Genomic DNA, 17,859 nt, shown 5'->3' with positions numbered 1-17,859 from the left:
CCTGAACTCAAGCCGACACATCTAATAGTGCCCGCCCGTCAATTTGACGATGATCGGAATGATCGCGATCATCAGCACCACCGGCAGAATGCACACCGTGACCGGCACCGACATCTTGGCCGGCAAGGCATGTGCCTTCTCCTCAGCCAGCGACATGCGCTTATGACGCATTTCGTCGGAGAAGACCCGAAGCGCTCCCGACAGGCTGGTGCCGAGTTCCTTCGACTGCTGCAGCAGCGTCGCGAAAGAACGCACCTCGTCCAGGCTGAGGCGATCGGCGAGCGCCTTCAGCGCGTCGTCGAGGCTGCGGCCGGCCCTCAATTCCAGCGACACCAGCTGCAGATTCTGGCTGAGCGCGGGATAGGTCTTGGCGAGTTCCTTCGAAACGCGCTCGACGCCCGCCTCCATGCTCATGCCCGCATCCGAGCAGACGATCAACAGGTCCATGAAGTCAGGAAAGCCGTTGCGGTATTCGCGCATCTTCTCCCGCACTTTCTGGCTCAGCACCAGGCCGGGCAGGAAGTAGCCGGCCACGCCCGTCAGGATGACGAACGCCCAGCGGCTGGCCATCGTCGCGTCGGCGCTGGCCATCCAGCGGTTGATCACAAAGGCTCCCGTCGCGGCACCCACCAGTGCCGCGAAGCGAATGAGGAAGAACATGCCGACGGCGCGCGGCTCCATGTAGCCCGCCTGGATCAGCTTCATGCGCAGCCGGGCAACATTTTCCGGATCGCTCTTGGCGTAGAATTCCTGTGCCCGTTTCACCGCCTTCTCGCGCACGACGCCGGCGTTCTTCTTCTGCACCGGCTCGGGCTTCGCGGCCGCGCGACTGTCGTCAACCTTGAGGCGGCGCTTCACGTCATTGCGATCACCCTTGGCAACCACCATCGGCCAGGCGACCGCGACAACACCCACGGCCAGAAGCGCAACGGCCACCGGGATCAAGGAGGTCGGCGCAAGCGAGGCCAGGAATTCGATGAAACCGCGCATGTCAGAACCTGAAATTCGACATCTTGAACATAATCAGATTGCCCAGCATCAGCCAGGTAACCGACCCGCCAAGCATGTACCAGGTTTTCGGCACCCCCCAGACGTCCCTGTAGAACCCCGGCATCAACGCCATGATGGCGGCAAACAAAAGCGCCGGTATCGCCGTCAGGATGTAGGCGGACAGGCGGCCTTCGGTCGAAATGGCGCGCACCTTGCGTCGCAGCTTGCCGCGCTCGCGTATTGTCAACGACAGGCCGTCGAGGATTTCACGCAGATTGCCGCCCGAACTGGACTGGATCGAGACGGCGGTGACGAACAGCGGCAGGTCTTCGTGCCCCACGCGATCGAACAGGTTGTTCAACGCCGAAACCAGATCGGAGCCGTAGGTCACCTCATCGGCAACGACACCGAACTCGGTGCCGATCGGATCGGGCATCTCGCGCGACACCATGGCGATGGCCACCGGCACCGGATGGCCGGCCTTGAGGCCACGCGTGATCAGCTCCAGCGCCTCCGGCAGCTGCATGCCGAAACGTTTGTGCCGCCGTTTACGCATGAAGCGCATCGCGACCACCGGCAGCAGAGGCGCCAGCACGAAGAACAGGATGAGCCCCATGAGCGGCGGCAACCCATACCAGATGGCGACCAGGGCCGCGGCCATCGCCACGCCGCAGGTGATCGTCAGGAATTTCGACAGCGGCATAATCATGCCCGACTGTGTGCGCAGGGCACGGAATCGGTCCGGCGAGAACAGCGACGTGCCGGCATCGAGGCCGCGCTCCTTGCGCAGCTGGATCAGCACCTGTTCCTGGCTGATCTTGTTTTCCTGCAGCTTCATGCGCCGGTTGATGGCGGCGCGCTTGTCGCTGCGGCCAGCGTAAAGAAGATAACAGGCCTCGGCGATCAGGATGCCGGTCAGTGCGGCTCCGGCATAGACGACGTAGATCGCGCTGAATCCGTCGAACACCTGGCTACTCCTGCGGCCGGCCGGGTTCGAAATAGCGCCCGGGAAATTCGATGCCCATGGCGCGCAGGTCCTCGAGGAAGCGCGGCCGGATGCCGGTCGCTTCGAAATAGCCGAGAATTCCGCCGTCGGCATCCATGCCGGTGCGCACGAAGCGGAAGATCTCCTGCATCTGGATGACGTCGCCTTCCATGCCGGTCACTTCCGCAACGCTTGTCACCTTGCGCTTGCCGTCGGAAAGCCGGGTCAACTGCACGATGATATCGATGGCGCTGGCGATCTGACTGCGGATCGACTGGACCGTCATCGGCATGCCGGTCATGCCCAGCATCTGTTCGAGGCGCGAAATGGCATCGCGCGGCGTGTTGGCATGGATGGTCGCCATCGATCCTTCATGGCCGGTGTTCATCGCCTGCAACATGTCGAACGCCTCCTCGCCGCGGCACTCGCCGAGGATGACGCGGTCAGGACGCATGCGCAGCGCGTTTTTGACGAGATCGCGTTGCTTCAGTTCGCCATGGCCCTCGATGTTGGCAGGTCGCGTCTCCATGCGAGCGACATGCGGCTGCTGCAGCTGAAGCTCGGCGGCATCCTCGATGGTGATCAGCCGCTCGTCTTCCGGGATGAAGGCCGACAGTGCATTGAGCATCGTTGTCTTGCCGGTGCCGGTGCCGCCGGAAATGATCGTCGTCTTGCGGGCATGGACCGCCGCGGCCAGCACTTCGGCCATGTTCTGTGTGATGGCGCCGAATTCGACCAGCTTGTGCAGGCCAAGCTTGTTCTTGGAGAATTTGCGGATCGACACCAGCGGCCCGTCGACGCCAACCGGGCGGATGGCAGCGTTGAAACGCGACCCATCCAGCATGCGAGCATCGACCATCGGCTGCGATTCATCGACGCGCCGGCCGACGGCCGCGACGATCTTGTTAATGATTCTAAGCAGATGCGCCTCATCCTTGAACGGAATGTGCACCTGCTGCAGCTTGCCCTTCTTCTCGACGAAACAGTTCTGGTGGCCGTTGATCAGGATGTCGTTGATGTCGGGATCCTTGAGCAGCGGCTCCAGCGGGCCCAGGCCAACCATCTCGTCGACGATGTCGTCCACCAGCGCGTCAAGTTCGGCGGTGTTGATCGCCATCCGCTCCTGGCGGGTTTTTTCCGACACGAAATCATGCACCTGCCGCCGCATTTCCTCCTTCGGCAAGCGCTCCAGGGCGACAAGGTTGATTTCCTCGAGCAGCATCCGATGAATGCGTATGCGGGCATCGAGCACCCTGTTGGCGTTCTTTGCCGGGGCGACCTCGGGTTTTACCGGTAAAGCTTTTCGGCTTGTCGGGATCACCACCGCGTGATGCGCGACCGGCGTTGTTTCGGACGAACGCTGCGGCCGCGCATCGCGGTTCTGCAGGGTGGAAAAACGGCTGGTCATCCGGCCCTCCTCTTCAAAAGGCCCCTGCCGAGACCGAAGAGCGACTTCGACTTGCTGGCGGTCGCGACTGCCTCCTCCGGCAGGATGATCTTCTTCAAATCATTGACCACGTTGGCATTGGCGTCGATCTCGTGCAACGGCACGCCACGGTCGACCGCCTCGCGCACCAGCCGGTAGTTGTTGGCGATGCCGCCGACGAAATGCTCGCCGAGGATTTCCTGGACATCCGCCTGCTTGATGCCATTGTCGAACATCTTCTGCTCGAAGCGATTGACGATGACGTTGGGCTTCACCTCCTTGCCGGCGGTCTCGTAGACGGCCTGGATCAGCCTTTGCGTGTGGCGCAGGCACGGCACCGTCATTTCGGCGACGATGTAGAGCTTGTTGGAGCCGAGCAGCACCGTTTCCGTCCACGGAAACCAGGTGCGCGGCATGTCAATGACGACATTGTCGAAATAGGCCGAAACGAGGTCCAGCATGCGCACCACGACATCGGTCTTGAAGGAACGCATCTCCGATGGGTGCGTCGGCGCCGCCAGCACGCAAAGTCCGCTGGCATGTTTCGAGAGCATCACGTCGAGGAGTTGCCGGTCGAGGCGTTCGGGCTGGTTCTCGATCTCGGTGATGTCGAAACGCGGCTCGAGGTCGAGATATTCCGCGCAGGCGCCCTGCTGGAAATTGAGGTCGACCACGCAGGTCGAGGCGCCGCGCGTCACCGAGTGATGCAGCTGGAATGCCGTCTGCAGCGCCAACGTCGTGGTGCCGACACCGCCCGCGGCCGGCATAAAGGTGTAGATCTGCGACTCGGTGTTTTCCTCGCGCCCCGGCCCTTGCAGTGCCCGCACGACCGATCGCACCAGGTCGGCCGTGGTGATCGGCTTGACGAGAAAGTCCGCGACCTTGAGCTGCACCAGGATGCGGACGGCGGCGGCGTTGAACTCCTGGGTGACGACGACCACCGGGGCCTTGCCCTCCAGCCTGCGCATGACGCGCTGCAGCGATTCGATCTCCTCCAGCTTCGCCGCGTCCATATCGACGATGATGGCGCCGAAGTCGGTTTCCTGGATCTCGCCGCGCAATTCGGTGACATTCTTTTCCACCGTCGAGAGCTGGATGACCTCGGAGGCGGCGAATGCGGTGCGTGTGTCCTGCACGAAGGTGCTGTCCGTCGATACGAGCAGGATCTTCTTGGTCTTGATGCCGTTTGCCATTCTCGCCGCCTGTGAAGTCGATCCCCGCCTGGATCAGTTGCCCGCCTGAATCAGTTGCCCGCCTGAATCAGTCACTTGTGCTTGTCTGCGCCGTCTTCGCGCCAGCCGCCTGATCGGATGTGACGGGGGCGGCATCACCGCGCTTGGCCGGCACGAGGAGTCTGGTGTTCTGGACACCGTACTTCCACGGATCGACCATCTGCATGACCGTGTTGGCGGCCTGCGCTTCGCCGGCGCCTGTCGTCGGACCTTCGCTGCGCACATAGTCGTCGCTGGTGCAGCCGGCGGCGATACCGGCAAGAAGCAACGCGATGCTTGCTCTCAGGATCACACGCATCGCTTCAATCCTTCGGCAGGTCGAGGAAATGACCGACCGTGGTGGCCGTCCGCGCGGCGCTGCCATCGGCCAACGCCAGCGCACGGCCGTTGTTCGCCCCCTTCACCTCCTCGGTGTTGTTGAGAAAGTAGTCGACGTTGCTGGCCGGTTGAGTGCCGTCCGTCGGCCCGGCCATCTTCTTCGACGGATCGACGGGCTTGACCAGGTAGGGCGTGACGATGATGACGAGGTCTGTCTCGCGCCGCTGATACGATTTAGACGAGAACAGCGGTCCGAGCACCGGCATCTTGCCGAGGCCTGGAATGCGCGAGGTGGTGATGTCGTTCTGCGACTGCAGCAGTCCCGCGATCATGAAGCTCTGGCCGTTCTTCAGGTCGACCGACGTCTTGGCGCGGCGAACGATGAAACCGGGCACCGAAATGTTGCCGATATTGTAGGAGGCCGACGCATCGATGGAGGATACTTCCGGCGCGATGTCGAGGCTCACGAGCCCGTCCTTGAGCACGGTCGGCGTGAAGTCGAGGCTGACGCCATATTTCTTGTAGCTGACCGAGATCTTGCCATTGTCCTCCGAAACCGGGATCGGAAATTCGCCGCCGGCCAGGAAGCTCGCCGTCTCGCCGGACCGGGCAATAAGGTTTGGTTCCGCGAGGCGTCGGGCAAGGCCGCGCTCTTCCAGGGCCTTGATGGCGATGTCGATCGAGACGCCGTTGGACAGCAGCCGGCCGATGGCTTCACCGGTTCCTGCCGCCGGCACCGCCCCGGGGTCAAGCGAAACATCGCGTCCACCAAAGCCGTAGGCAAAGTTGGCGCTGTATTTGGCGCCGAGATCCTGACCTGCCTGGCGGTTGATCTCGACGAAGCGGACGTTGAGCTGGACCTGCTGCGACGATGAGATGTTGACCGAATTGATCACTTCTTCCTTGCCGGAGAAGCGGGTGGCGATCTTGTTTGCCTTTTCGGCGGCGACCGCGTCATCCGCCTCGCCCGACAGCACGACACGGCCATTGGCCGAGCCGACCTTGATCTTGGCATCCGGCACGCTGGCGCGGATCGTGCTCGCCAGCTGGTCGGTGTCGAGCGTCACCTCGATGTCGATGGTGCCGACCAGCTGCTTCTTGTCGTCGAACAGCGCGATACCGGTGGTGCCGAGATTGTTGCCGAGCACATAGAAAGACTTGTCGGTCAGTGGATTGACGTTGGCGATCTCCGGATCGCCGATAACGATCTGGTAGAAGGCAGCACTCGTCATGATCGTCTTGGGCTTGCCCTTGGCGACCTTGATCGATGCATTCCTGGTCGACGAGACGTAGACGACATCGTTGTCCGCCCTGGCGGCGCCGGGTAAAGCGAGCACTCCGCTCGCGGCCAGCGAGGCGACCATCGCCAAGGCGCGCACGAAGTGCCGCCGAGCCGTCATTCGATATAGCGTACGCATCAACATTGTCCCGTCTCGTCCGGTCCCCACCGGCCTTTATTTCTGGTCCCGCGAAGGAACCTGATATTCCTCGGCCTGTGTGCCGCGTGTCACGATGACCGTCTTGAATGTCGGCTTCTCAGGCTCCTTGGCCACCGCGTCGAACAGCGAGCCGGCCGCCGCCTCGGTCTTGGACGCCACCGATCCGCCGAAGGAGGAAATGGTGGTGACGCCGCCATTGCCGTCACCGCCTTCGCTGGCCGACCGCAGCGACAGCGACAACGTGCCGACGGTGCGGGCAAGCGCCACTTTCTGCGCGCCATCGGTCGTCACCTGGATGGTCACGGAATTGGCCACCTGCGGCGTCGTCTGACGCTCGTCGGCGCCCTGGCCGACGCTGAGCACCTTGGCATCGGCGACGACGATTTCGGAGGTGACGGTCGAACCTGCAGCCCCTTGGGCATTCTTGGCCACTTCCTGGATTGCGCCGGCATCGCGTGTCAGCACGACATCGACCCGGTCGCCCGGCGTGACGAAGCCACCGACGCCGGCGATCTCGTCGGTCCGGATGGTGACCGCCCGCATTCCGGGCGCAAGCATGTTGGAGAGCGTCGCACGGCCGTTTGGTCCCGACAGCTTGGCCAGCAGCACCGGCTCGTTGACCTCGATCGGTGACAGCACCACGCGGCCGCCTTCGCCGAGCAATCCGTCGACGGTGGCAAAGGCGCCCTGCGGCAGGGAATCCTGCGGCCACGGAATTTCGCTGAGCTTGGCGCGGTCGATCTCCATGCCGTAACGCAACGGCGCGTTCGCCACGACGATGGTCTTGAATTCGATCCTGGGCGGCGCTGGAGTGGCGATCGACGCCGTCTTTTCCCCGACATCGGCCTTGGCCTGGCTCTTTACCCAGAAATCCGCGGCAAAGATCGAGATCGCGCCGAAAACGGCGGCGATGCCGATCATCGTTATGGCCTTGCCCTTCACGCCGAAACCCCTGATGCCCGCAGTTTCTTGTTATGTTGGGCTCACGCTAGGCGGCATTGTTAAAGAATCAGGTATCCCGCACGGCCGCATTTGATCTATTTCCGGCCGCTTGGTTATCGAATGGTTTTAGGATAAGAGGGGCTAGACCCCCGAACGTAACAGGAACCTCCGTCGCTTGGCGCTGAAAAGCGTGGCAGTATCGACGGGTGATTCGCAGCATCGGACTCTATGGCAGGCATGGACGAAAACAACGATCTCTTCGCCAATATGGACAAGCAGCCGCAGCCGGTTCGGGCGGCCGCGCGCCCGGCGGATCCGCTGGTCCAGGCGGCAAAACGCCCGGCGGCGTCCAAGGACGGCAGCGAGGGCTACAGCGCCGCCGATATCGAGGTGCTGGAAGGTCTGGAGCCGGTGCGTCGTCGGCCAGGCATGTATATTGGCGGCACCGACGACAAGGCCATGCACCACCTGTTCGCCGAAGTCATCGACAACTCAATGGACGAGGCGGTTGCCGGCCACGCCACCTTCATCGATGTCGAACTCTCGGCCGATGGCTTTCTCACCGTCACCGACAATGGCCGCGGCATCCCGGTCGACCCGCACCCGAAATACAAGAAGCCCGCGCTCGAAGTGATCATGACGACGCTGCATTCGGGCGGCAAGTTCGACTCGAAGGTCTATGAGACGTCAGGCGGCCTGCATGGCGTCGGCGTTTCCGTCGTCAACGCGCTGTCGGACCATCTCGAGGTCGAGGTCGCGCGTGGCCGGCAGCTCTACCGCCAGCGCTTTTCGCGCGGCATTCCGGTGAGTGGCCTTGAGCATCTCGGTGAAGTGCACAACCGGCGCGGCACCAGGATCCGCTTCCATCCCGACGAGCAGATCTTCGGCAAGGGCGCGGCGTTCGAACCGGCGCGGCTCTACCGCATGACGCGTTCGAAAGCCTATTTGTTTGGCGGTGTAGAGATCCGCTGGACCTGTGACCCCTCGCTGATCAAGGAAAAGGATCAGACGCCGGCCAAGGCGGAATTCCATTTCCCTGGCGGCCTCAAGGACTACCTCAAGGCGTCGCTCGGCGACGAATTTCAGGTGACGCGGGAAATCTTCTCTGGCAAGAGCGACAGGCAAGGAGGCCATGGCTCGCTCGAATGGGCGGTGACCTGGTTCGGCGGCGACGGCTTCATCAATTCCTACTGCAACACCATCCCGACCGGCGAAGGCGGCACCCACGAGGCCGGCTTCCGTAACGTGCTGACGCGCGGCCTGCGCGCCTATGCCGATCTTGTCGGTAACAAACGCGCCTCGATCGTCACCTCGGAAGACGTGATGATCTCGGCGGCGGGCATGCTTTCGGTGTTCATCCGCGAACCGGAATTCGTTGGCCAGACCAAGGACAGGCTGGCGACGATCGAGGCGATCCGGATCGTCGAGACCGCGATCCGCGATCCCTTCGACCATTGGCTGGCCGACAATCCGCAGGAAGCCTCGAAGCTGCTCGAATGGGTGATCGCTCGCGCCGACGAGCGCGTACGCCGCCGCCAGGAAAAGGAAGTGTCGCGCAAGAGCGCGGTGCGCAAGCTGCGGCTGCCGGGCAAACTCGCCGACTGCACGCAGAACGCCGCCGCCGGTGCGGAACTCTTCATCGTCGAAGGCGATTCCGCCGGTGGCTCGGCCAAGCAGGCGCGCGACCGGGCCAGCCAGGCAGTGCTGCCGTTGCGCGGCAAGATCCTCAACGTCGCCAGCGCCGGCAATGACAAGCTGGCCGCCAACCAGCAGATATCGGACCTGATCCAAGCGCTCGGCTGCGGCACGCGCTCCAAGTATCGCGACGAGGATTTGCGCTACGACCGCGTCATCATCATGACCGACGCCGACGTCGACGGCGCCCACATCGCCTCTCTGCTGATCACCTTCTTCTATCAGGAGATGCCGGCGCTGGTGCGTGGCGGTCACCTCTATCTGGCGGTGCCGCCGCTTTACTCGATCAGGCAAGGTGGCAAGGTGGCCTATGCCCGCAACGACGCGCACAAGGACGAGCTCCTGCGCACTGAATTCACCGGACGCGGCAAGGTCGAGCTCGGCCGTTTCAAGGGCCTGGGTGAAATGATGGCCTCGCAGCTCAAGGAGACCACCATGGATCCGAGGAAGCGCACGCTTCTGCGGGTCGATGTGATCGATGCCGAGGCGGCGACCAAGGACGCGGTCGACGCGCTGATGGGCACCAAGCCGGAGGCTCGCTTCCGCTTCATCCAGGAACGTGCCGAATTCGCCGAAACGGAAGTGCTGGATATCTGAGCGCCCCCTGCTCTACCTTGTCCGTGCGGGTACGGAGTCGAACATGTGATCGGGGCGCGGCTGAAAGATTATCTCGGGACACGGTTCGCCGACCTGACGCGACCCACGCGCTCGGACTGGATCTTCGCCCTTAGAACCGTTTCGGCCGGCCTGATCGCGCTGCTGGCCGCCTACGCCCTCAAGCTCGACCATCCGCAGTGGGCGATGATGACGGTGTTCATCGTTGCCCAGCCGGTCGCGGGCATGGTGCTGGCCAAAGGCTTCTACCGCCTGCTCGGCACATTGGCGGGCGGATTAGCGGCAATCGCCATCACCACGGTCTTCGGCTCCAATCCGTGGCTGCTGGTGACCGTGCTTGCCGTCTGGATCGGCATCAGCACCTTCGTCTCGTCGCTGCTGCGCAATCCCGAGGCCTATGGCGCGGCGCTTGCCGGCTACACCGCGATGATCATTGGCCTGCCGGCTTTCGGCCAACCCCATCTCGTGGTCGATCTGGCGGTCGCACGCTGCGCTGAAATCGTGCTGGGCATAGTCTGCGCCGGCGTGACCAGCCGGCTGATCCTGCCGAAGCTGGCGGGCGATGCCATCATCGAAAGGCTGAAGCGCTCCATTCTCGACCTTGCCATTTATGCGGGCGGTGCATTTTCCGGCCGCGACAGCGCGGTCTTGGCCGATCTTCACCGAAAGCTGATCGCCGAAGCGGAGATACTTGGTGAAATGCGCGTCTATGCAAGGCTGGAGGCGCCGAGCCTGGCGACCCGCGCGCATCCGGTCCGGCGCACCATCGGCCAGCTTCTGTCCGCTCTGTCGGCCGCGCGCGCACTGCATGCCCATGCCGCGCCAAAGAACGCGGCGCTCATTCCCGTGCGCGCCGACCTGCATACCCTGGTCAGGGAACTCGCAGGCAAACCAGGCGCTCTCGAGGACACCACGCCGTGGGTGGTGCGGCTCGATACCATCGCCGCCAAGGCACGGCAGATGCCGGACATGCCGGATGGGCAAGGTGATGAGAGGCTCGGCACCATCACTCGCCTGACCATCGCCGCCGATTTCGCGGAAGCCTTGAAGCAGGTGCTGCGCGGCCTCGACGCGTTGCGTGCGCCAGCCCCGCGCGCCGCCCGTGTGCGCAAGCAGCCGGCGCTGGTGGTACACCGCGACTACCATGCGGCCTCGCGCAACGCTGTGCGCGCGGCACTCGCCACCTTGCTGGTCGCGGCCTTCTGGCTGACGACGAAATGGTCGGAAGCCGCGGGCACGGTCATCCTGGTCTCCGTCGTCTCCAGCCTGTTCGCCGCCCGCCCCGATCCGGTGCAAGTGGCCTGGGGCTTTTTCAAGGGCACCTTGCTGGCCCTGCCCTTTGCCTTCCTTGTCGGTCAGATCGCCTTGCCCGCTTTGCCCGGCTTCGGCTGGTTCATGATCTTCGTCGTGCCGATCCTGGTGCCTGCCGCGCTGGCGATGGCCAATCCGCGCTATGTTGGCGTGGCGACGGCCTTTGCCATCAACTTCCTGGCTTTCCTCAGCCCGCATCAGGCGATGACCTATGATCCCGGGCCTTTCCTGGCGGGTTGCGCATCGATCCTGGTTGGCATCCTGCTGGCAATCGGTGTTTTCATCGTTGTGTTGCCCTCCGATCCGTGGATCTTCGTCAACCGCATCGTGCGTGTGATGCGCGAAGACCTGGCGCGCCTCTGCTTGCATGAGCGCGTGCCAAGACGCACCGCTTTCGAGAGTCTCGCCTATGATCGGGTGAATCAACTGATGTCGCAGACGCAGCGCATTGGAAAAAAAGGCGATGCGGTTCTGGACGGCAGCATAGCCGGTGTCACCGTTGGCGTCGAAATCCTGCGCCTGCGTCACGCGCTGCAAAGTTCCACCTTGGCAGCCGAAACGACCCTCTCGATCTCGAATTTTCTGCGCGGACTGGCGCGCGAGCTGTTGTTCCGGCGGCCAGGCGAGCCGCAGACTTCAACCGTGACCGTCGCCAGACAGTATGCGGCCATGATCACACAGCGAAGCAGCGCCGGTGAAATGCTGCAGATCGCAGCCTCGCTGCGCATCATCGCCGCCGCGATCGAGGATTTTCCCGATTTCTTCGCGAAAGACCGAGGCTAGAGCAATTCAGGAAAAGTGCGCAGCGGTTTTCCTGAATTGCGCAGAAAAAAGAATTAGAGCGGGGTCAGCGATTCCATCTGAACCGCCCTAAGCCGCCGCGATCGCCAGCGCATGGCCGCGTGCGTTCTCGCGCAGCGCGTCGAGATGGATCGACTTGACCAGGGCGGCAAGATCGCCTTCCGCGGATTGCCCGCCCAATTCCTTGAGCATGAGCCAGCTGACTTCCTGCACGCCGGCAATGCGCCTGCCATTGGCGACCTCCCGCCAGATTTTCAGCGCACGCAGGATGATCGCATGCGTGCAGACGGCGAGGCCGGCGCTACGGAACAACGCTTGCAAAGCCACATCATGCCCGCCTGCCAGCAGCGCTCTCACCCGCTGCTCGGACTGCTGGCCGAGCGCGACCAGCGTGGAACCGAAGAAATCGACTTTGCCATGCGCGATGGTGCGGATGAGGAAGCTCGCCGTGAGATCGCCGCGCAGCCTGAGGTGCTCGATCAGCGCCGCGTGCTCTTCCTGCCGCGTGCCCTCGATCAGCGTCACCGAGGCCTTGACGCAGGCATCGCGCATGACGCGGTCGGCACGCGCGGCGCCCATCAGGGCCATGACCAGCGGCGACGTCTTCAATGTCTCGCCGAGCTTGACGAGCAGCATGTGCCGGCAGTCGGCAGGCAGGCGGGCATCCGATATCAGCGCTTCTCGCACCTGCGGGAGATGCCCGTGGCGTTCGGCCATGCGGCGGAAGCTCAGCGAAGCGATGTCGGCACCGCTGTTGGCAAGCAGGACAGCGCAAGCTTCCGCCTCGCCGATCTCGGCAATGGCCGCCGCCAGCGCCATCGAGACGAGGGGACGGTCGGCAATCAGCTTCTGCGTTGCCTTCGGGCTCGCCGCGACGCGGTTGATCAGATCGGCGTCGGTGAGCAGCGGTGAGCGCGCCAGCACGACGCCGGCCACCTCCGGCTGGTCGGACGCCAGCGCACTGATGATCTGCAGCGGCGCGTGGTGGCTCATCGAAAGCGCTTCGGCCATTTTCAGCCGCACTTTCGACGAGGCATCGTCGAGCAGCAGCGTCAGCGCCGCTTCGGCGGCGCAGCGGTCCTCGAACGGCAATTCGGAATTGACATAGGCCCGGGCCAACGCATTGGCCGCCGCGGCGCGCTCCGACACCCTGGCCGTGTAGATCCATTTCAGGAAATGCGAAACAACAACCATGCCGCCTGCCAACGCCCCCTTGCCGGAAGGTTTCCCAGCCCCGTGCAGACGGTAGGCAGAAATGGTTTACGAACCGTTCACCATGTTCATTAACTGGCTTGCGAGCGCCGGATGCAGCGCCTATCAACCGTCAGACAGCGCAGGAGACGGAGAATGGCCGGACTATACCTCGAGGAGTTTGTCGTCGGCCACGTCTTCCAGCACACGCTGCGCAAGACCGTGACCGAGAGCGACAACATGCTGTTTTCGGTGATGACGTTGAACCCGCAACCGTTGCATATCGACTTCGATTTCGCTGCGAAAAGCGAATGGGGCAAGCCGCTGGTCAACTCGCTGTTCACGCTCGGTCTGATGATCGGCATCTCGGTCAACGATATCACGGTGGGCACGACGGTCGCCAATCTCGGTATGAAGGAAACGGTGTTTCCGCATCCGGTCTTCCACGGCGACACCATCCGCGTCGAGACAACGGTCGTCTCGGTACGCGAGTCCAAGTCGAAGCCCGATCGCGGCATCGTCGAATTCGAACACCGCGCCTATAATCAGCATGGTGATCTGGTCGCCAAATGCGCCAGGCAGGCGATGATGCTGAAGAAGACCACCTGATGCGCTCGCTGCTGTTTGTCCCCGGTGATTCCGAGCGCAAGCTGGAAAAGGGATTTGGCGCCGACGCCGATGTGGTGATCATCGATCTCGAGGACTCCGTGGCCCCGCACAACAAGGCAACGGCGCGAGAGGTCGCGGCGCGCTTTGTCGCCGAACGCCGGGGGCAAACCGGCTCGGCGATCTATATCAGGGTCAACGATCTGGCGAGCGCACTGACGGATGATGATCTTGGCGCGCTCATCCCGGCGCGACCGGACGGCATCATGCTGCCCAAGTCCAACAGCGGGCAGGACGTCCAGCAGCTCTCGGCAAAGCTCAGGGTTCGCGAGGCGGAGAACGGCCTGCCCGACGGCTCCATCAAGATCCTGCCGATCATCACCGAAACCCCGGCTGGCGTGCTTGCCGCGGCGACTTATGCCGGCGCGAGCGCGCGGCTCGCCGGCCTCACCTGGGGCGCGGAAGACCTCTCGGCGGCGATCGGCGCTCGCTCAGCCCGCGACGGGCACGGCCGCTACACCGACGTGTTCCGCCACGCCCGCCTGACGACCATCCTGGCGGCCGGCGCCGCGGAAGTCGCGGCGATCGACACCGTTTTCCCGAATTTTCGCGACATGGCAGCCTTCGGCGCGGAATGCGCCGAAGCCGAGCGTGACGGCTTTACGGGAAAGATGGCGATCCACCCCGATCAGGTGCCCGTCATCAATGCCGCCTTCACGCCATCGTCCGAGGCGGTGAAACAGTCGGCGGCGATCGTCGCGGCGTTCGCGGCTGCCGGAAATCCAGGCGTCGTCGGCATCGACGGCAAAATGTTCGACCGTCCTCATCTGCGGCTCGCCGAGCGGCTTCTGGCACGCGCGAGGGCGGCGGGGATTTCCGCCTAGACGCGCCAATCGCTACCATGCGCGCCGCCTTGACAGCTCGGCGACCGAATGCCGTCAACGCGCTGTGATTTGCCAAAGCCTGGAATCTATTCCTTGCCCCAGCGCGGCCGGCGCATCGAAAAGATTTCGTTGACGCTGGCATAGTCCATGTAGCCGAGGCGAGCCACGTTGCCAGCCTTGGTGACGTCGAACAGGCCGTCTTTCAGAAAAGCATCGTCGATGTGCACGCCCACCACTTCGCCGGCGACGACGACGGCGCTCGTCGGCGCCCCATTCAGCGCCTTCGGGCGAAAGATCTCAGTCACCCGGCATTCGAGCGCGGCAGGCGCTACCGCCACACGTGGCGGCCTGACGAGACGCGAAGGCGCCATGGCGAGATCGGCATAGACGAACTCATTGACGCCACGCGGCGCATTGACGGACGTGTAATTCATCTTCTCCGCCAGATCGCGGCCGACCAGGTTGGCGACGAACTCACCGGTCTCCTCGGCGAAGGAGGCGCTGTCCTTCTCGCCCTCCGAGGAGAACCAGACGATGAAGGGCCGCGTCGAGATGGCGTTTGAAGAAGGAGTACGGCGCGAGATTGATCTCGCCCGCCTTGTTCAGCGTCGATATCCAGCCGATCGGACGTGGCGCCACGATCGCCTTCGACGGATCGTGCGGCAGCCCATGCCCCTTGGACGGCTCGTAGAACATTCAGCCCGCCCACGGCCCGGTGTAGTCGGCGTAGAGCTTTGCCGGGTCAGGCCGCGGCCGCTCCGGCGCGGGCCCGGCATAAGAGCCGATATGTATGAAACCGACGACGCGCTCCTGCGGCGCCAATCCAAGGATCGCCCTGCCCTCCGGCACATCGGAATACCAGTTGCTGATCATGTTGGTGCCGTAGCCCAGCGCGTTGGCTGATATCATCAGGTTCATCGCCGCCATGCCGCCGGACAGGAACATCTCCCATTGCGGTATTTTGGGATTCTCTTTCGGCACCGACACCACGCCGATCACCAGCGGCGCGCGCGAGAAGCGCGCCAATTCCTGATTGCGGCGGCCCTCGGGCAGCGGCCCTTCCCGCTGTTCGGCAAGTTCCGCCAGCTTCCTGCCGATCTCGACACGAGCATCGCCGCGATAAAGGATGAAGCGCCAGGGTTCCAGCCGGCCATGATCGGGTACGCGCGTCGCGGCGGCGATCATCGTCGCGATATCGGCGTCGCTGGGCGCAGGCTCCTTGAGGTCGGGAATCGGCGCTGAATTTCGGGTCAGCAGGAAGTCGATGATCGGCGACGCCATGGGCGCAAGTCTCCTGGACACTCTGTTTTGAGCTGAAGCGCACCATCGGGAATTCGGGTGGCTCGGGCAAAGGCGCGCGAGCGCCGGACTGAAGAGTCGCGGATCGGACTCTTAAGCCTTGAAATTGCCACCGCCATGGGCTTCAACGCAAGGCATGTTTGAGGGGCGACTGCGACTTTTCCTGCTTCGGCTCTGTGCCGTGCTGTTCTTGCTGCCGGTCTCCATGGCCGTTGCGCAGGAAAAGGACGGCGTAAGCGACCTCAAACTTCCCGGAATTTCGAGCTATGCGACGCCCAAAAGCGAAACGCCGCTCGCGCTGGGCGGCGGCGGCTCGATCACGCTTTCCGCCCAGCTGACCGACAAGGGCGCCGACATCACCCGCGGCCTCGTCTGGCGCGTCTTCAAGCCTGAAGCCGTCAATGGCAAATTGCCGATGGTGGCTTCCGCCCATGGCGGCAACGCCGTCTTCCAGCTCGAGCCCGGCAGCTACCTGGTTCATGCCTCCTATGGCCGCGCCGGCGCCACCAAACGCATCACGGTCGGCAAGGACGCCAAACGGGAAAGCCTCGTGCTCGATGCCGGCGGCCTGAAGCTCGACGCGGTTCTGTCCGGTGGCGTGCGCATACCGCCGAAGAAGCTGCGCTTCTCGATCTACGAGGGCCATGCCGCACCCAATGGCGACCGCGCGCTGATCATTCCCGATGTCGAGCCCAACAGCGTCGTGCGGCTCAATGCCGGCATCTATCACGTCGTCTCGACCTATGGTGCGGTCAATGCGGTCATCCGCTCCGACATCCGCGTCGAGGCCGGCAAGCTCACCGAGGCCACCGTCGAGCATCACGCCGCCGAAATCACGATGAAGCTGGTACGCGAAGCCGGCGGTGAAGCCATCGCCGATACGTCGTGGTCGCTGCTCAATGAATCCGGCGATCCGATCAAGGAGACCGTCGGCGCCTTCGCCTCGATGGTGCTTGCCGAGGGCGACTACACCATCATCGCCAAGAACCGCGACCGTATTTATCAAAAGGATTTCACGGTCGTGGGAGGGCAGAACCAGGAGATCGAGGTTCTGGCCACCGAAGCCGCGGCGATGGATCCCGAGGAAGGCGCGGATTAGGGGGTCCGCCGGAATCGGCCTGGCCGCGACCATCCGGCCGTCCGCATGATATATTAGTGATATATCAAGGCGAAACGTTGCTAAGCGGCCAGTTTGGTCCGTGCGGGCAAAAATGGAATCCGACGGCGCGGTAAAGGCGGCGCCAGGTCGAAGACGCCGCGATAGAGCCGCTCCAGCAGCGCCTTGCGGTCGCGCAGGAACTGCAGATCATTCCAGGTCAGCACATCGCCGACACGCACCTCGATCGACCGGCCGGAGAGCCGCGCGAATTCGTGGATGAGCAGCGACGTGCGCAAAGTCAGCGATGTTTTGCCGACGAACTTTGCCACGCGCCCGTCGCGCTCGGCCATGTTCATCGGGCCACTGACGAGGTGGAACAGTCGGCCGTTCTGTCCGGAGAAATGCATCGGGACCACGGAGGCCTTGGCGTCCTGGATCAGCTTGGCCGGGAACATCTTCCATGGCAGGTCGATTGCCCGGCCGAAACCCTTCGGCGCAGTGGCGACGCCGCCGGCCGGAAACACGACGATGGTGACGCCTTCCCTCAGCAGCCGCACCGCCTCATGGCGCACCGCCAGATTGTTCTTCAACGCTTCCTTGGTTTCGGAAAAATCGATCGGCAGCGAATAGGGTTCCATCTCGCGGATCTTGAGCAGATCCTTGTGGATCATCACCCGGAACGGCCGCCCCAACTGCTCGGCCAGCGAGAGCGCGGCGATGCCGTCGCCGATGCCGAATGGATGATTGGCGACGATCACCAGCGGCGTTTCGGGCAGGTCCTTCGGCGGCCATTGGCCGGCTATTTGCATCCGTACGTCGATCAGCTCGAGCATGCGGCTGAAGATCCGCTCGCCGCTCGGCACCACCTGGCGGCGCCAGAAATCATAGAGCACCGCGAAACGATCGCGGCCTGAAAGGCCTTCGACGGAGTGAATGAACCAGCGCGCCAATGCCGGCTGGCGCGGATTGGCGTAGGAAAGCTCGGGAAAGGGTCGTTGGCGCAATTTCAGCTTGAGCATAGGGGCT

General features: G+C 63.4%; 15 protein-coding genes and 1 pseudogene. 5 read left to right on the top strand and 11 right to left on the bottom strand.

From position 1 onward, the window contains the following. Nucleotides 1-21 precede the first annotated feature (21 nt). From FJ938_RS21010 to cpaB, 7 genes are all read right to left on the bottom strand, one after another. Entirely contained in the window at nt 22-990 is a 969-nt protein-coding gene (locus tag FJ938_RS21010; protein WP_140610131.1) for a type II secretion system F family protein, read from the bottom strand. Between the two features lies 1 nt (nt 991). After that, nucleotides 992-1,957 (bottom strand): type II secretion system F family protein, encoded by a 966-nt coding sequence (locus FJ938_RS21005; protein ID WP_140610132.1) that lies wholly within the window; start codon nt 1,955-1,957, stop codon nt 992-994. 4 nt (nt 1,958-1,961) lie between these two features. Further along, nucleotides 1,962-3,383, bottom strand: a complete 1,422-nt coding sequence (locus FJ938_RS21000; RefSeq protein WP_140610133.1) for a CpaF family protein — start codon at nt 3,381-3,383, stop codon at nt 1,962-1,964. Continuing rightward, entirely contained in the window at nt 3,380-4,594 is a 1,215-nt protein-coding gene (locus tag FJ938_RS20995) for a response regulator/pilus assembly protein (RefSeq protein WP_140610134.1), read from the bottom strand. The genes FJ938_RS21000 and FJ938_RS20995 overlap by 4 nt, the downstream gene beginning before the upstream one ends. A gap of 67 nt (nt 4,595-4,661) precedes the next feature. Further along, on the bottom strand, nt 4,662-4,931 hold the full coding sequence (locus FJ938_RS20990) for a hypothetical protein (RefSeq protein ID WP_140610135.1): 270 nt from the start codon (nt 4,929-4,931) through the stop codon (nt 4,662-4,664). Between the two features lie 4 nt (nt 4,932-4,935). Beyond that, nucleotides 4,936-6,375, bottom strand: a complete 1,440-nt coding sequence (locus FJ938_RS20985) for a type II and III secretion system protein family protein (protein ID WP_140610136.1) — start codon at nt 6,373-6,375, stop codon at nt 4,936-4,938. 30 nt (nt 6,376-6,405) lie between these two features. After that, nucleotides 6,406-7,332 (bottom strand): Flp pilus assembly protein CpaB, encoded by a 927-nt coding sequence (gene cpaB, locus FJ938_RS20980; RefSeq protein ID WP_246671504.1) that lies wholly within the window; start codon nt 7,330-7,332, stop codon nt 6,406-6,408. A gap of 237 nt (nt 7,333-7,569) precedes the next feature. On the opposite strand from cpaB, the gene parE reads away from it, so the two are divergent. Together parE and FJ938_RS20970 are read left to right on the top strand one after the other, a co-directional pair. Beyond that, nucleotides 7,570-9,624: a DNA topoisomerase IV subunit B gene (gene parE, locus FJ938_RS20975; RefSeq protein ID WP_140610137.1), complete on the top strand. Its 2,055-nt coding sequence runs from the start codon at nt 7,570-7,572 to the stop codon at nt 9,622-9,624. Nucleotides 9,625-9,669: 45 nt separating this feature from the next. Further along, complete coding sequence (locus FJ938_RS20970; protein WP_140696971.1) at nt 9,670-11,736, top strand: FUSC family protein; 2,067 nt, start codon at nt 9,670-9,672, stop codon at nt 11,734-11,736. 87 nt (nt 11,737-11,823) lie between these two features. Here the strand turns inward: FJ938_RS20970 and FJ938_RS20965 are convergent, their stop codons facing one another. Continuing rightward, entirely contained in the window at nt 11,824-12,948 is a 1,125-nt protein-coding gene (locus FJ938_RS20965) for a DUF2336 domain-containing protein (protein WP_140696968.1), read from the bottom strand. Nucleotides 12,949-13,101: 153 nt separating this feature from the next. Here FJ938_RS20965 and FJ938_RS20960 point away from each other — a divergent pair, with 153 nt between their 5' ends. Continuing rightward, nucleotides 13,102-13,554, top strand: coding sequence for a MaoC family dehydratase (locus FJ938_RS20960; protein ID WP_140610140.1), 453 nt, complete (start codon nt 13,102-13,104; stop codon nt 13,552-13,554). Further along, nucleotides 13,554-14,435 (top strand): CoA ester lyase, encoded by an 882-nt coding sequence (locus FJ938_RS20955; protein ID WP_140610141.1) that lies wholly within the window; start codon nt 13,554-13,556, stop codon nt 14,433-14,435. The genes FJ938_RS20960 and FJ938_RS20955 overlap by 1 nt, the downstream gene beginning before the upstream one ends. Nucleotides 14,436-14,521: 86 nt before the next feature. On the opposite strand, the pseudogene FJ938_RS20950 reads toward FJ938_RS20955, so the two are convergent. Both FJ938_RS20950 and FJ938_RS20945 read right to left on the bottom strand, forming a co-directional pair. Next, nucleotides 14,522-15,131 (bottom strand): annotated as a pseudogene (locus FJ938_RS20950) (flavin reductase family protein). Further along, nucleotides 15,132-15,716, bottom strand: a complete 585-nt coding sequence (locus FJ938_RS20945; RefSeq protein ID WP_140696965.1) for a nitroreductase — start codon at nt 15,714-15,716, stop codon at nt 15,132-15,134. It lies immediately after the preceding pseudogene. Nucleotides 15,717-15,870: 154 nt separating this feature from the next. Here FJ938_RS20945 and FJ938_RS20940 point away from each other — a divergent pair, with 154 nt between their 5' ends. After that, nucleotides 15,871-16,833, top strand: a complete 963-nt coding sequence (locus FJ938_RS20940) for a hypothetical protein (protein ID WP_140696962.1) — start codon at nt 15,871-15,873, stop codon at nt 16,831-16,833. A gap of 80 nt (nt 16,834-16,913) precedes the next feature. Here the strand turns inward: FJ938_RS20940 and FJ938_RS20935 are convergent, their stop codons facing one another. Continuing rightward, the gene (locus tag FJ938_RS20935) at nt 16,914-17,852 is read right to left on the bottom strand and encodes a GNAT family N-acetyltransferase (RefSeq protein ID WP_140610145.1); all 939 of its coding nucleotides are present in this window, start codon (nt 17,850-17,852) and stop codon (nt 16,914-16,916) included. Between the last annotated feature and the right edge of the window lie 7 nt (nt 17,853-17,859).

The organism is Mesorhizobium sp. B2-4-14, from assembly GCF_006442155.1.
Taxonomy (GTDB): Bacteria; Pseudomonadota; Alphaproteobacteria; order Rhizobiales; family Rhizobiaceae; genus Mesorhizobium.
This window is presented reverse-complemented; position numbering and strand designations above follow the sequence as displayed.